Genomic DNA, 13,766 nt, shown 5'->3' on the forward strand with positions numbered 1-13,766 from the left:
TGATGATGCTGAAGAGAATCTGATCATGGGTATGCGCGAAGAGATTCAGGCCGAAATGGCCGAGGCATTCGACGATCCTGACGGCCTAGCCGACGCGGTAAAGCCGGTGGAGGGCGTCCGCAAGATTCCTGGCGAGTATGACCCTGACCTGGGTGGCGAGACGCCGGAGACCACAGTCACGTACATGGGGCGAGGTGTCTTGGGCAGCTATTTGTCCAAGGAAATCGATGGCTCCCTCATCCAAACCACCGACAAGAAGCTGCTGGCGCTGCAAAACGAGCTGTTTGTGTCAGAGGGCGGCGCGCCGACGGCGATGCTTGCATCGCCGGTCATTGGCGACACGATCAACGGTCTGCGGGTGATGAACGTGTCCGCCGATCCTGCAGATGCAACGTGGACGGCACAGCTGAGGAAATGATGTGGCGAGCAAATATGCGAGCATGAACGGCAGCTTCGCCGAGAGCATCCGCGACTTCGCCGAGCGAGCGAAGGACGGAATCGACGCAACCATCCGCGAGATCGTGATCGAGATCGGCAGCAGCGTTATCCGCATGTCACCGGTGGGAAATCCTGAAATCTGGGCAGCGAACGTTGCTCACCGCCAGACCAACACCCGCGCAGCCGACGACTATGACTTCAAGGTCGCCGTGCGCAACACGATCATCAACCTCGACGAATCGAACTTCACGAAGGCCGGCAAGCTGCGGCGGGGCGTCAAATACGCCAAGCCCCTGACAAAGACCGAGCGCGACCAGAATTTCAATGTGAATGGCCTGGTGGCGGGCAACGATTACGTCGGCGGGCGGTTTCGCGGGAACTGGCAGCTTTCGATTGGCACGCCGGCGGAGGGCACGCTTGATCAAGTGGATCCCGCAGGCAGCGTGATTTTGGCCAAATTGCGCCTTCAGGTCCAGACACTCACCGCGGGCGAGACGGCCTACATCGTGAATAACCTGCCATATGCAGTGCCTCTAGAGTACGGCCACTCCAAGCAGGCACCGGGCGGCATGGTGCGCGTCACCCTGGCCCGTTTTCAGCAGATCGTCGACGAAGCCACAAGGAACAACCGGGTATGAGCCACTCCATTATTGCCTCGATCTACGAGGCCAAGCTCATTGCCTGGAGCAAGGCCCGGTCGGAGCCGATCAAGGTTGTGTTCGAAAACATCCAATACGACCCGGCCGACGGCGAAACCTATCTGCGGGCGTTCTTGCTGCCGGGCGATACCGCGAGCAGCACGCTCGCCGGCGACCACCGCGCGTTCATCGGCGTCTACCAGGTCAGCATTGTGTCGCCGGCCGGCACCGGCAAGGCGAAGACCAACCCGCTTGTGGCGGAGCTGACCATGCTATTCCCGCTTTATGCGCGAGATACAAAGGCAGGCCTCACCGTTGTTACGATGTCGCCAGTTGATCCCGGCCCCGGCATACCTGATCCACCCGCATACACTGTACCGGTGTCGTTCGAGTATCGAGCTGACATCGCCACTTGAATACGCCCGTTGGGCATACCCCGAAACCCGCCTCTGTGCGGGTTTTGTCATTTCAGAAAGAGGAAACACCCATGGCCGGCATCCAAATGCCCAACGGCGCCACCTTCGAGATTGCAGCCACCTATGGCCCCGCGATCCCATTCACCGCCTTGACGAACGCCAATCCAGCCGTCGCTACCGCGGCAGCGCATGGCTTGGCCGAAGGCGACGTGATTGCGGTCAACTCTGGCTGGACCCGTCTCGAAGGGCGGGGCGTACGAGTCGGCGAGATCGAGAGCGGCACTTTCGCGCTGGAAAGCGTGAATACCGTCAACGTCCAGCAGTATCCGGCCGGCTCGGGCATCGGCTCGGTGCGGGAGGTAACCGGTTTTACTGAAATTTCGCAGATCACCGAGCTGAACTCCAGCGGCGGCGACCAGCAGTTTCTGACCTTTGGCTTCCTGGCCGACGATGATGATCGCCAGATGCCAACCACCAAAAATCCGATCACGCTGACCATCACTGTTGCCGACGATCCTTCCAAGCCCTACGTGGAAGTCTGCGAAGCTGCAGACGACGACAAGCAGGCGCGTTTGCTTCGACTCAACCTTCCTGGCGGCAGCAGCATCATCTACAACGGCTACGTGTCGATCACTTCGACACCGACCATGTCCCGCAACAACCTGATGACCCGCGTGATCAGCATCGCGCTGACCGGTCGCCCAACTCGCTACGCGGCCACGGTGTAAGCCATGGCCAAATTCAAGTTGATCCAGAAGCCGACCTTCAAGGCACCGGTGATGATCCAGCGGGCCGGCTATAGCGCCGAAAAGGTGGAGTTCGAGTTCAAGTACTTGGACCGCACCGAGCTTGCGGACCTGTATACCGCTTGGAATGAGCGGCACGACGAATTGAGCAAGCAGGTCGGCGACATGGACCTCAAGGCGTTCACGGCTGCTCAAATTGATCTCCAGGTCGAACAGCTCCTGGCGGTGGTAGTCGGCTGGGATATCGAAGAGAAGTTCACACCTGAAAACGTGCGCATCCTCGTTAACTCGATCAACTCGGCCCCCAAGGCTGTGCTGAACGCTTACGCGGAAGCTTTCAGTGAAGCTCGCTTGGGAAACTCCTAAGCGCCTCCCGCGCCTTGTACGAGCCGGGGCCATCGGATGCGGACCTGATGGCTTTCGGTTTATCGCGTCAGGACATCCCCGACAAGGAAGTCGGCATCTGGCCTGACAACTGGAACGCCTTCAAGGTCTTCGAGGCTATGAGCACCCAGTGGCGCACAGGCGCGTGCGGCGCAACAGGGATGGACTACAGCGTTCTATCCGGTGTGATTCGGATGTGTGGCGTACCGATCAGCCAGCGACAAACCATTTTCAGCGACTTCCGGCGAATGGAGGCTGAAGCCTTGCAGGTGATGGCGGAACAGAGAGATCAAAAATGAGCACCAACTTCGCTTCCCTGGGTATCGCGGTCGAGTCGTCACAGGCTGCAAAGGCTGCTGACGATCTGGATAAGCTCGTCGATTCGGCAGAAGGAGCCCAGAAGGCCATTGATGACCTGGGGAAAACGGGCGAAGGCCTGGCCAACACCGGTAAAAGGGTTTCCCAGGCAGAAGCGGACTTTGCGCAAAGCATCGATAAATCGACGGCAGCGAGGGACCGTCAAGCCGGTGCAAGCCGCAAAGCCACTGATAGCGCAGTAGCGGAAATCTCCGTCATCAGTCAGCTCGACAAGGCGATGACGGGCAATATCTCGAGCATGGAATCGCTGGTTCAGGCCGAGGGATTGCTGGAGCGCGCCCGCAAGGGCGGCTTGGTCACCATCGAGGAGCAGGCCAATTACCAGGATCAACTGGGTAAGGCCTACGACAAGATTGAAAAGGCGGAAGCCAAAGAGCTGGCCCAGAAGCAAAAGCTGATTGAGGCTGAGAATCGCCAGATTGAGGCGCTGAAGCGCACCGTCAACGGTATTGATCCAGTGACCGCCAAGTTGGCGAAGCTGGAGGCTCAGGAGAAGGCGCTAAACGACCTGCACAATGCTGGGCAGGTCGATGCTGAGCGCTATAACGAAGCCCTGGCCAAGATCGGCAAGGATCGCGCGGGCCTGACTGAAGCCGCTGGCGCATTCGACAAGCTAAAGCTCGGCACGCGCCAAGCTCAAGAAAACGTCATGCAGCTCGCCAATGCCATTCAGGCAGGCGATCTGGGCAGTGGTGCGCGCGCAATCGCTCAGCTGGGCGCTGGCGCCGGTGAATCAGCGAAAAGTCTTGCAGGGATGCTGATCCCGGCTGGCCTTTTGGTCGCTGTAATCGGCAGTCTGGGGTATGCGTACTTCGATGCAATGAAACAGGCGCGCGAGCTCAATGCCGCTATCAACGGCGGTACGAACGGCGCGGGGCAGACCATCGCCAGCCTGAAGGACATGGCCGACGGAGCTGGGCGCGTCACCGGCAATCTGTCCGGCGCCCGCGAGGCAGTTATTTCGCTTGCATCCGGAGCAGCTACCAGCGGCACGCAAATGCGTAATCTGGCTGAAGCCGCAGCGGCCGTGAGTGAAGTAACTGGCCAAGGCGCTGCCGAGCTCGCCAAGTCTTTCGTCACCGCTGGCGACACGGCAACAGAAGCCGCAGGCAAGATCAGCAGTCAGTATGGGTTGCTGACTCTCGAGCAGTATCAGGTTATCAAAGCACTTGATGATCAGGGCGAGAGCCAGCGTGCACTTGATGTTCTCAGCGAAGATGTGAATCAGGCCGCACTTAAGCGATTGGACGCCTATCGCGCGTCACTATCAGATGTTGAGCGCGACTGGGATAAAATCAAATCAGCCATCAAAGGCGCGTACGCCGAGGTCCGTTCGGAAATATTCCCGGACTTGGCCAAGCAGATCGAGATCACTCAGCGCATTCTGGATACCCGCAAGGGCGGCGGAGTAGCGGGCGCAATCTCCAACGGTCTCAGCTCTCTCAACACGGCACTGGGCCTGGGTACTGGCGAGCATGACGACTCCACCGAAGCTTTGGAGAAGAAACTCGCCGGCCTCAAAGCCCGGCAGACCGCCAGCACCAATTTGGCAATCGCCACCGGTGAAAATAATGATGCCAACCAGAAAGCCATCGAGGTTCAGAAAGCGCTTGATGCGCAGCTCGATGACATTAATCCGCTAAATAAGCGCAAGGCCGCGCTGGATAAACTCAACCAGCAGTTCAAAACCCTGTACGAAAATGCGGAGAAAACAGGACAGAAGTCGCCCCTGCTTGATGGCGTATTTTACGACGGTAGCAAGTTCTCTGGCGGCGCTTACGAGACGCTGAAGAAAGGGCTTGAAGATAAAAACAAAGATCCGAAATCGGCAGCTTCTCAAGTCGACCTGACAGGCTTCAATGACGCCAAAAACGCCTTGGCCGCCATCAGCGCTGACTATAAAAACGCTCAGAAGGAACTGGAGGCGGCGCAAAAGGCCGGTCTTGTTTCTCAGGCTGACTATGCCCTGAAGCGCGAAGCGTTGATCGGCAACGAGCGTGACGAAGTGAACGGCGCGTACGAGGCTGAGATTGCTGCGCTGGAAGCTGCAAAGGCGAAAAAGACCACGACCGCGGCGCAGAGCATTCAGCTCGACCAAAAGATCGCTGACGCGCGCGACGGCATGGTCAAGGCGCAGAAAGACGCTGACAGTCAGCTGGAAGTGCTGCGCCTCAATGAAGAGGAAAGGGTCAAGAAGCAGACCTACACGATGGACCAATATGTCCAGGCGCTGAATCAGCAGCAGCGGGCGCTGGAGCTCGCAGGGAAACGTGCGGTCCTAGGTGTCGGTCAAGGCGATCGTCAGAATGCGCTTAATGGCGAGCTGAACAGCCAGCAGGATCGGTTCGCACAGCAAGCATTGGAATTGGCTAACCAGAAGTCCGACCCATCTCGGAAGATGTCCGAAGAAGAGTTCGCACGCAAATCGCAGGCGCTCGCCGATGCGAACAAAGCTGCAACCGATCAGATCCGGCAGAACTACGCCGATGTCGAAAAAGCACAAGGGGACTGGACCAAAGGCGCAACGTCGGCCTGGGCAAATTACCTGGACTCGGCGAGCAACATTGCCGGCCAGACAAAGACCTTGTTCGGCAACGCCTTCAGCTCGATGGAAGACGCAGTCGTCAACTTCGCCATGACCGGCAAGCTTTCGTTTGCGGATTTCACCAAGTCGATCTTGGCGGATATGGCTCGGATCGCGACCCGCCAGGCCAGTTCGGCGTTGCTGAGCAGTCTGGTTGGTGCGGCCACCAGTTACTTCACTGGTAGCGGGACTGGCAACGGATTGGCGGCAGGTTCCGCTGGTGCGACGTCGTCGAATCTGGGGGCGTCTTCGGCAGGTTATTCCGGCAGCTACTTTCCACAGGCGCTCGGCGGAGCATGGGCAAACGGCTTGCAGATGTTCGCCAATGGCGCGGCGTTCACCAACTCCGTTGTGAGCAAGCCGACAGCGTTCGGCATGGCGAGCGGGCAGACGGGCGTCATGGGCGAGGCGGGGCCAGAGGCGATCATGCCACTGACCCGCACCGCCGGCGGTCAACTGGGAGTTCGTGCAATCAGCGGCGGCGGGAGTGGTGGTAGCAACGTCTACAACTTCCCCGTCGCAGTGTCGGTGCAAACCCAAGGCGGCGGCGCAGCCAGCACGGAAGACACCTCGCAGTTGGGCAAGGGCATTCAACAGGCGGCGAAAACCGAAGCTGAAACCGCAATTGCCCGAGCGCTTCAGCCAGGCGGTTCTATCTGGCGTCTTACAAATGGGAGGGGCTGATGGCCATCGAAAAATTTACTTGGCCGACTCAGCATGGTGATTCGCCCGAGATTTCCTATCGGGTACGCACCTCGCAGTTTGGCGGCGGCTACAAACAGGAAGTTGGCGACGGGCCGAACAACAAGGAAGACGCGTACCCGATCACCTACAGCGGCCCTCAAGCCAAGGTACTGGAGATCATGGCGTTCCTTGATCGGCACGCCGGCGCGAAAGCCTTCCTTTGGACGACTCCCTTGGGCCAGCTTGGCCTGTTCACGTGCAAGAACCCCGTGCCCACTCCGGTGGGCGGTGGGGTTTTCAAACTTACCGCCACGTTCGAGCGTGCATTCCATCCATAAGGGGCAACCATGCCGCTGATCAGTGAAATCCAGGCGCTTGAGCCTGGCAGCGAAGTGCTGCTCTTTGAATTGGACGGCACGGACTATGGCGCGGACGTGTTGCGCTTTCACGGGCACGCGATACCGCACACGGCGGCCGAGTTGATTGCCGCCGGCGACAATGCCGACCAACTGCCGGCGAAGGCGATCTACTGGCAGGGCCATGAATACAGCGCCTGGCCGATGCAGATCGACGGCATTGAGGCGAACGGCGACGGCACGGCAGTACGACCCACGCTGTCGGTCGGCAACGTCAATGGGCGCATTACCGCGCTCTGTCTGGCGTTCGAGGATCTGCTCGAGTTCAAGCTGACGATGCGTCACACGCTGGGCAGCTATCTCGATACCGCCAACTTCCCGGCCGGCAATCCAACGGCAGATCCAACCCAAGAGACAATCGAGGTCTGGTACATCGACCAGAAAACGAACGAGGACGGGGAGAACGTAAGTTGGGAATTGGCCAGCCCGGGCGACGTAGGTAACGAATCGATCGGCCGGCAGGCCACAACCCTTTGCCACTGGTGCCTCACCGGCGGCTATCGCGGGCCAAACTGTGGCTACACCGGCCCATATGTCACGAAGGACGGCGTTGTTACTGATAACCCCGAGCTGGATGAGTGCGATGCCACGCTGGGCAAGGGTTGCATCCCTCGCTTCGGCGAAGGCAGCCCGCTGCCGTTCGGTGGCTTCCCGGCCGTTTCCCTGATCGCACGGAGCTGACATGCGTAAACACATCTTGAGCGCGATTCAGGTGCACGCTGCGGCGGAGTATCCGAAAGAGTGCTGCGGTCTTTTGCTGGCGGTGGGTCGAAAGCAGCAGTACTACCCGTGCCGCAACGTCTCTACCGAGCCGAACGAAGAGTTTCGAATCGACCCGGAGGAGTACGCGGCAGCCGAGGACATCGGCGAGGTTATTGGCGTGGTTCATTCACATCCGGACGCGACCAGCAGGCCGTCACCGCGTGACCTCGCCATGTGCGAAGCCACCGCGATGCCTTGGCACATACTCAGTTGGCCGGAGGGCGATCTGAGAACTGTCATGCCATCTGGCGACGTTCCGCTGCTGAAGCGCCCGTTCGTGCACGGCGCCTGGGACTGCTGGCAGGTCTGCGCCGATTGGTACAAGCGCGAATGGGGGCTGGAATTCGAGGTCTTCAAGCGCGCTGATGGCTGGTGGGAAAGCAAGGACAACGCCAGCCTGTACGAAGCGAACTACGAGGCCGCCGGCTTCTACCGCGTAGACCAGCCGCAGCGCGGCGACATGATCGTGATGGAAGTTGGGCGCACCGTTTACCCGAACCACGCCGGGATCTTCCTCGGCACCGATCCGGCGTTGCCGGGAGAGGATGCGGCGACATTCGGCCCCGGTCCGTTCCTGCTGCACCACCTGTACGGCAGGCCATCTGAGGTCATTGTGTTTGGCGGGCCGTGGCTCGACCGGACACGCCTGATCCTCAGGCACAAAAATGCACAATCAACCACGTGACGCGGTAAGGCCGCAGGAGACGACATGGGTAAGACAGTTGAAGTAGTGCACTACAAGGTGGAGAAGTTCACTTTGACGCAGAGCGAACTTATTGCTGTTTTGAAGGAAAAGTATGGAGATGATTCCGCGTTCGAAGAAGGGCGCTTAATCTCGGTTTTCTGCTCGACGATGTTTCCGGCGGGACCTGAGGGGCGAGATACTGAGATCTCCTTTGAAACGAGGCTGGGTGAAGCGGCAGGGGCCGCTCCAGCCTAAGGACACTATCTGTCCTCGAGTTCCGCAACTCGCTTATGGAGCGCGACTACCGCTTTCGCCAAGTCTTCGATTGCAGCATTCGCCGCCTTCGCAAACTCCTGCCCTTGATGATCCTGAGGAGCGAACCTCAGCATACGGTTTGCGTTTTGTTCGGCGGATCGCAAAATTTGCTGCAGCTGCGTTGCACTCATATTGACCTCCAGGTCATAAGCGCGCCGAAATTGGCGCAATCCCAGTCCTTGGGCTTGCAGGCAAAGGACTGGGGAATCCGTTGCTACGCAGTCTATTTATTAGGTCCTTTTGTTTGCGTCATCACCACCAGTTCCCACATAACTGCCTTGTTCTGGCATTCATGCTGGGTTTTATTTTGCGGTGGAAAAATGTCCCCCTTGTTTGAGGTAATTTCATCGCCACAGCCGGTGCAGCGGTAGATCCCAGAAACTGGCACATCGGTGCCGATTCCATAGATATGAGTCCAGTGCTTATTTTTCGGAGTAGTTGTGTTTTTCACATAACTGCGTGTGTCAGGAGTTACGAGGGCCATATCGCTTTACCTATCGATGGGGGTGTCACAACGCTACTACGATGGGATCCAACCCAGTTACTGGGCTTTCGTCCACGCTGGATGCCCACACAGCTCTCAGGGTGATATCGTTCACCCTTTCCCACAGGAGTGACCTGCATGAAATTTATCGTAGGAGCGTTGTCGTTAGCGCTGTTGGCGGGGTGTGCATCTTCTGCCATTCCGGTTAGCCAGGCTGATCCGGTGCCGCGTGATGAGCTGTACGCGTTTCAAAATAAGCCGGCCGGCGAAAGCGGCAAGGTCACCGTCGTCCGGGACTCGGGAATGGTTGGATCTGGTTGTGACATAGTCGTGTATGTCGATGGCCGGAAGGCCGCTAAAATCGGCACTGGGCAGCGCGCATCCTTTTACCTTCCGCCGGGTAATCCAAGTATCGGAGCGGGTCTTGCCGGCTCTGGGCTTTGTGGCGGGGCAGCCATCCGTACGATCTCTGCCAATGTGAAAAGCGGCAAAGAAAGCCTCTACCGAATCAGCGGGGACATGAGCGGATTTTTTATTGGCCCATACGTCGATTATCAGTAAGTAAATTTTCAATCAGCCGCCTTCGGGCGGTTTTTTTATGTCCGGAGAAAAGCATGCATTCCACCGTTGCTCACTATCAGCCAATGACTTCGATCAAATTGTCAGGGTCCTTGGCGGCGAAGTTTGGCAGGGTTCACCGTCGAGCGTTGGACTCCGGCCAAGCATGGGAGGCATTCAGAGCGCTGAAGGCAACGCTTGTAGGGTTCAAGGAAGAAATTCAACGCCTCGACCGGCTGGGCATGCGCTTCGCCGTGTTTCGCAATCGGAAAAACGTCGGCGAGGCGGAATTTGGATTGGGTGGAGCAACTGATATTCGCATTGTGCCGATCATCCAGGGGAGCAAAAAAGCCGGCCTCATCCAGACCATTATTGGAGCGGTCTTGATCGTAGCAGGTACGTTCCTTTCCACCACCCCGTTCGGCGCGCCTCTGATCGGTGCAGGTATTGGCTTGGTCGCCGGCGGCGTAATTCAAATGCTCAGTCCGCAGGCCTCAGGCCTAAAGCAGAGCGCCTCCCCCGAAAACTCCCCGTCCTACGCCTTCGGCAGCGCCAAGAACACCACTGCCAGCGGCAACCCGGTGCCGATCTGTATCGGTGAACGCCGGTGGGGCGGGATGATCATTTCGGCCTCGATCCTGGCTGAAGACAAAGTGTAATCAGGACAGCAGCACAACGACCGCCCGCGAGGCGGTTTTTTTATGCCTGGAGGAAAGCATGGGCGCAGCAGCACAGATCGATATCCACGGCGAGAAGGGCGGCAGCAGCAAGCCGAAGTCGCCGACCGAAGCCAGCGACAGCCTGCGCTCGACCAACCTGGCAAAGCTGCTAATCGCCGTGGGCGAGGGTGAATTCGACAGCGTTCCGACCGATTACGACATCTACCTGGACAACACGCCGATCCGCGATGCCAGCGGTAACTACAACTTCCCGAACGTGAAGTGGGACTGGCGCCCGGGCTCGGTGGATCAGACCTACATCCCGGGCATTCCTTCCGTTGAGAACGAGACGTCGCTGAACATTGAGCTGCGCAGCGACTCGCCGTGGATCCGCTCGATCACCAATACTCAGCTTTCCGCCGTGCGCATGCGTCTGGCTTGGCCAGCACTGCAACGCTCCGATGACCAGGGCAATGTCGGCGGCTACCGGATCGAGTACGCGATCGACGTCGCCACTGATGGCGGCGCCTATCAGCAGGTGCTGGTGGACGCCGTCGACGGCAAGACCACCACGCGCTACGAGCGCTCGCGCCGGATCGATCTTCCCGACGCCACCACTGGCTGGCAGATTCGCGTGCGCCGGCTGACGCCGAACCAGAACACCAACAAGATCGCCGACACCATGCTGGTGGCCGGATATACCGAGGTCATCGACGCCAAGCTGCGCTACCCGAATACCGCGCTGCTCTACATCGAGTTTGACGCCGAGCAGTTCACCAACATCCCGGCGGTCACCGTGAAGTGCAAGGCTCGCCGCTGGATGGTGCCGAGCAATTACGACCCGATTGCCCGCACGTACACCGGGACGTGGGATGGCTCGATGAAATCAGCCTGGACCAACAACCCGGCATGGATCACCTACGGCATCTGCACCGAAGACCGCTTCGGTCTAGGCAAGCGCATCAAGCCGTTCATGGTCGATAAGTGGGAGCTGTACCGCATCGCCCAATACTGCGATCAGTTGGTGCCAAACGGGCTGGGCGGGCAGGAACCACGCTTCCTCTGCGACATGAACCTGCAAGGCAAGGCGGATGCGTGGTCGCTCCTACGCGACATCTCGGCGATTTACCGGGGCATGACGTACTGGGCGCAGGGCCAGCTGGTGATGCAGGCGGACATGCCGCGCGCGCAGGACTTCGACTATGTGTTCACTCGGTCGAACGTGATCGACGGCAAGTTCTCCTATGGCAGTGCATCTGCGAAGACCCGTTACACCCGGGCGCTGGTCAGCTACGACAACCCGGCGAACAACTACGACACCGACGTCATTCCGTTCGCTGACCTGGATCTGCAACGCCGCTATGGCGACCGGCCGACTGAGCTGAGCGCCATTGGCTGCACCCGTGCTTCCGAGGCCCAGCGCCGTGGCAAGTGGGCGATCCTCAGCAACAACCAAGACCGCACCGTCTCGTTCAAGACCGGCATGGAAGGCGTGATCCCGTTGCCGGGCCATATCATCCCGGTGGCGGATTCGCTGCTGGCTGGCCGGGAAGTGGGCGGACGGATCTCGGCGGTGGCGGGGCGGGTGATTACCCTCGATCGCGACACCCAGGCCAAGGCCGGCGACCGGCTGATCATCAACCTCCCCGGCGGCCGCGCCGAAGGTCGCACAGTGCAGAGCGTGAACGGGCGCGCGGTGACAGTCACGGTAGCCTACAGCGAGTCTCCGGTGGCGCAGTTGCAATGGGCGCTCGACGCGGACGATCTGGCAATCCCACTGTATCGCGTGCTGCGCACCAAGCGCACCACCGAGGGCGACTACGAAATCAGCGCGCTCCAGTTCGAACCGAGCAAGTTCGCTTTCGTCGACACCGGTGCACGATTGGAAGAACGCCCGATCAGCGTGATTCCAATAACCGTTGTGCCGGCGCCGGCGAGCGTGTCGCTTTCGTCGACTTCATCGGTTGTGCAGGGGCTGGCCGTGGCCACCATGACCATCAGCTGGCTAGCCGTGGATGGCGCCGTCGGCTATGACGTGGAGTGGCGCAAGGACAGCGGCAACTGGATCAAGCTACAACGCACCGGCATGACCAACGTGGACGTGGTCGGCATCTATGCCGGGGCCTACGTGGCTCGCGTCCGCGCAGTGAGCGCCTTCGACATCACGTCGCCGTGGCGCAACTCGATCCTGACCAACCTCAGCGGTAAGCAAGGGCTGCCGCCGGCGCTGGCGTTCCTGACTGCCACGCCGCTGCTGTTCGGCATCTACCTCAAGTGGGGATTCCCTGCTGGGGCCGAGGATAGCCAGCGCACGGAGATCTGGTACGGGCCGACGACTGAGCTGGAAGCTGCGACCAAGCTGACAGACCTGGCCTATCCGCAAAGCGATTTCTCAATGCTCGGCCTGCGCGCTGGTGTGACGTTCTATTTCTGGGGGCGCATCGTAGACAAGATCGGCAACATCGGTCCGTGGTATCCGATCGGGCTCGGTGTGCAGGGGCAATCCAGTTCTGACGCTGCTGCGATTCTTGAAATGATCGCCGGAGAGATCGGCCGTACCGAGTTGGGGCAAGACATCCTCGACGAGATCGACAAGATTCCCGGGCTTCAAGCGCAGATCGATGCGCTCGACGGGCTGAAGGGTTACGACCCGGAAGCGACATATGAGGAATACGACCTTGTAGTGGTCGGCAAGCGGATCTTTCAAGCCACGGGCGCGGTGCCCGTGGATACACCGCCGCCTAATCCGGACTATTGGCTTGACGTCGGGCAGACCGTGCAAACCGCAAACGGCCTAGCTCAGCAGGTCGCCACCAACACGGCCGGCATCACAGAGCTCGACGGAGTGGTGACGGCGCAGGCAACGGCATTCCAGGCATTGCGTGCTTCTTATCGCGATGACAACGGAGAGGGCGACGCACAAGATGCTCTGCGTGGCTGGAATGCTTCGACCAGCTTTGCACAGGAAGTGAAGGCTCGTGTTTCGCAGAACAGCGCGCTGACCCAGCGAGTAACAACGCTTGATGCTGAGGTTGGTGAAAACGCTGCAAACCTGACCGAGCTGGAGCAAACTGTTGCCACTAACGAAGAGGCCACGGCCACAAAAATCACGCAGTTGACCGCTACGGTGGGAGACAACACATCTGCCATTCAGGAGACCGCCGAGGCCTTTGCTGATCTAGACGGCAATCTGAAAACGATGTGGTCGGTGAAGATGTCCGTCACTGCGAATGGTCAGTATGTGGCTGCGGGCATCGGCCTGGGAATTGAGAACGTCAACGGTGTTTTCCAAAGCCAGTTCTTGGTGGCCGCTAATCGCTTCGCTATCGTCAACACCATCGCCGGCGGCGCGATCTCGGTACCGTTCGCTGTACAGGGCGGCCAAGTGTTCATGAATTCGGCGTTCATCGCCGACGGCACGATCACCAACGCGAAGATCGGGAGCTACATCAGCTCGACCAACTACATCGCCGGCGTTCAAGGATGGATCCTCAACAAAGATGGAACGCTGGAGATCAACGGCATAGTGCCTGGGCAGGGTCGACTGGTGATCAACTCACTGAACGTCTCGGTCTACGACGCCAACAATGTGCTGCGTGTCCGTCTTGGATATCTGGGG

General features: G+C 59.3%; 15 protein-coding genes. 14 read left to right on the top strand and 1 reads right to left on the bottom strand.

Annotated features, from left to right (window positions below):
* The first annotated feature begins 25 nt into the window (after nucleotides 1–25).
* The 11 genes from OQK_RS20385 to OQK_RS20435 all read left to right on the top strand — a co-directional run bounded on the left by OQK_RS20385 (nucleotide 26) and on the right by OQK_RS20435 (nucleotide 8,386).
* Nucleotides 26–418 (top strand): hypothetical protein, encoded by a 393-nt coding sequence (locus OQK_RS20385; protein WP_016774010.1) that lies wholly within the window; start codon nucleotides 26–28, stop codon nucleotides 416–418.
* Between the two features lie 22 nt (nucleotides 419–440).
* Nucleotides 441–1,076, top strand: coding sequence for a hypothetical protein (locus OQK_RS20390; protein WP_038862000.1), 636 nt, complete (start codon nucleotides 441–443; stop codon nucleotides 1,074–1,076).
* Nucleotides 1,073–1,492: a phage tail terminator-like protein gene (locus tag OQK_RS20395; protein WP_016774012.1), complete on the top strand. Its 420-nt coding sequence runs from the start codon at nucleotides 1,073–1,075 to the stop codon at nucleotides 1,490–1,492. Before OQK_RS20390 ends, OQK_RS20395 begins: the two co-directional genes overlap by 4 nt.
* A gap of 71 nt (nucleotides 1,493–1,563) precedes the next feature.
* Nucleotides 1,564–2,220: a phage tail protein gene (locus tag OQK_RS20400; protein WP_016774013.1), complete on the top strand. Its 657-nt coding sequence runs from the start codon at nucleotides 1,564–1,566 to the stop codon at nucleotides 2,218–2,220.
* A gap of 3 nt (nucleotides 2,221–2,223) precedes the next feature.
* Entirely contained in the window at nucleotides 2,224–2,604 is a 381-nt protein-coding gene (locus tag OQK_RS20405) for a phage tail assembly chaperone (protein WP_016774014.1), read from the top strand.
* 47 nt (nucleotides 2,605–2,651) lie between these two features.
* Nucleotides 2,652–2,921 carry a DUF1799 domain-containing protein gene (locus tag OQK_RS20410; RefSeq protein ID WP_038861478.1) on the top strand — a complete coding sequence of 90 codons (270 nt, stop codon included), beginning with the start codon at nucleotides 2,652–2,654 and terminating at the stop codon, nucleotides 2,919–2,921.
* Nucleotides 2,918–6,268: a phage tail tape measure protein gene (locus tag OQK_RS20415; RefSeq protein WP_016774016.1), complete on the top strand. Its 3,351-nt coding sequence runs from the start codon at nucleotides 2,918–2,920 to the stop codon at nucleotides 6,266–6,268. Before OQK_RS20410 ends, OQK_RS20415 begins: the two co-directional genes overlap by 4 nt.
* Complete coding sequence (locus OQK_RS20420; RefSeq protein ID WP_016774017.1) at nucleotides 6,268–6,606, top strand: phage tail protein; 339 nt, start codon at nucleotides 6,268–6,270, stop codon at nucleotides 6,604–6,606. The genes OQK_RS20415 and OQK_RS20420 overlap by 1 nt, the downstream gene beginning before the upstream one ends.
* Before the next feature lie 9 nt (nucleotides 6,607–6,615).
* A complete protein-coding gene (locus OQK_RS20425; protein WP_016774018.1) occupies nucleotides 6,616–7,365 on the top strand; it encodes a phage minor tail protein L in 750 nt (249 codons plus the stop codon).
* A 1-nt stretch (nucleotide 7,366) separates the two neighbouring features.
* Nucleotides 7,367–8,131: a C40 family peptidase gene (locus tag OQK_RS20430; protein WP_016774019.1), complete on the top strand. Its 765-nt coding sequence runs from the start codon at nucleotides 7,367–7,369 to the stop codon at nucleotides 8,129–8,131.
* A 24-nt stretch (nucleotides 8,132–8,155) separates the two neighbouring features.
* Entirely contained in the window at nucleotides 8,156–8,386 is a 231-nt protein-coding gene (locus OQK_RS20435; protein ID WP_016774020.1) for a hypothetical protein, read from the top strand.
* Nucleotides 8,387–8,669: 283 nt separating this feature from the next.
* On the opposite strand, the gene OQK_RS29465 is transcribed toward OQK_RS20435, so the two are convergent.
* Nucleotides 8,670–8,930 (bottom strand): protein L, encoded by a 261-nt coding sequence (locus tag OQK_RS29465; RefSeq protein ID WP_081489877.1) that lies wholly within the window; start codon nucleotides 8,928–8,930, stop codon nucleotides 8,670–8,672.
* Between the two features lie 138 nt (nucleotides 8,931–9,068).
* Here OQK_RS29465 and OQK_RS20445 point away from each other — a divergent pair, with 138 nt between their 5' ends.
* From OQK_RS20445 to OQK_RS20455, 3 genes are all read left to right on the top strand, one after another.
* Complete coding sequence (locus OQK_RS20445) at nucleotides 9,069–9,491, top strand: hypothetical protein (RefSeq protein ID WP_016774022.1); 423 nt, start codon at nucleotides 9,069–9,071, stop codon at nucleotides 9,489–9,491.
* A gap of 53 nt (nucleotides 9,492–9,544) precedes the next feature.
* Nucleotides 9,545–10,147 (top strand): tail assembly protein, encoded by a 603-nt coding sequence (locus OQK_RS20450; protein WP_016774023.1) that lies wholly within the window; start codon nucleotides 9,545–9,547, stop codon nucleotides 10,145–10,147.
* Nucleotides 10,148–10,205: 58 nt separating this feature from the next.
* Nucleotides 10,206–13,766 (top strand): phage tail protein (locus OQK_RS20455; RefSeq protein ID WP_016774024.1); only part of this gene is annotated, 3,561 nt, incomplete at its 3' end.

Source organism: Pseudomonas sp. R62 (genome assembly GCF_000257605.1).
Lineage (GTDB): Bacteria > Pseudomonadota > Gammaproteobacteria > Pseudomonadales > Pseudomonadaceae > Aquipseudomonas > Aquipseudomonas atacamensis.

What these genes read in the sequence shown, in the direction of transcription:
- OQK_RS20430 (WP_016774019.1), top strand. Translation starts at nt 7,367, where the DNA reads ATGCGTAAACACATCTTGAGCGCGATTCAGGTGCACGCTGCGGCGGAG.
- OQK_RS20410 (WP_038861478.1), top strand. Translation starts at nt 2,652, where the DNA reads ATGGCTTTCGGTTTATCGCGTCAGGACATCCCCGACAAGGAAGTCGGC.
- OQK_RS20450 (WP_016774023.1), top strand. Translation starts at nt 9,545, where the DNA reads ATGCATTCCACCGTTGCTCACTATCAGCCAATGACTTCGATCAAATTG.
- OQK_RS20420 (WP_016774017.1), top strand. Translation starts at nt 6,268, where the DNA reads ATGGCCATCGAAAAATTTACTTGGCCGACTCAGCATGGTGATTCGCCC.
- OQK_RS29465 (WP_081489877.1), bottom strand. Translation starts at nt 8,930, where the DNA reads ATGGCCCTCGTAACTCCTGACACACGCAGTTATGTGAAAAACACAACT.
- OQK_RS20400 (WP_016774013.1), top strand. Translation starts at nt 1,564, where the DNA reads ATGGCCGGCATCCAAATGCCCAACGGCGCCACCTTCGAGATTGCAGCC.
- OQK_RS20415 (WP_016774016.1), top strand. Translation starts at nt 2,918, where the DNA reads ATGAGCACCAACTTCGCTTCCCTGGGTATCGCGGTCGAGTCGTCACAG.
- OQK_RS20395 (WP_016774012.1), top strand. Translation starts at nt 1,073, where the DNA reads ATGAGCCACTCCATTATTGCCTCGATCTACGAGGCCAAGCTCATTGCC.
- OQK_RS20425 (WP_016774018.1), top strand. Translation starts at nt 6,616, where the DNA reads ATGCCGCTGATCAGTGAAATCCAGGCGCTTGAGCCTGGCAGCGAAGTG.
- OQK_RS20390 (WP_038862000.1), top strand. Translation starts at nt 441, where the DNA reads ATGAACGGCAGCTTCGCCGAGAGCATCCGCGACTTCGCCGAGCGAGCG.
- OQK_RS20435 (WP_016774020.1), top strand. Translation starts at nt 8,156, where the DNA reads ATGGGTAAGACAGTTGAAGTAGTGCACTACAAGGTGGAGAAGTTCACT.
- OQK_RS20405 (WP_016774014.1), top strand. Translation starts at nt 2,224, where the DNA reads ATGGCCAAATTCAAGTTGATCCAGAAGCCGACCTTCAAGGCACCGGTG.
- OQK_RS20445 (WP_016774022.1), top strand. Translation starts at nt 9,069, where the DNA reads ATGAAATTTATCGTAGGAGCGTTGTCGTTAGCGCTGTTGGCGGGGTGT.
- OQK_RS20385 (WP_016774010.1), top strand. Translation starts at nt 26, where the DNA reads ATGGGTATGCGCGAAGAGATTCAGGCCGAAATGGCCGAGGCATTCGAC.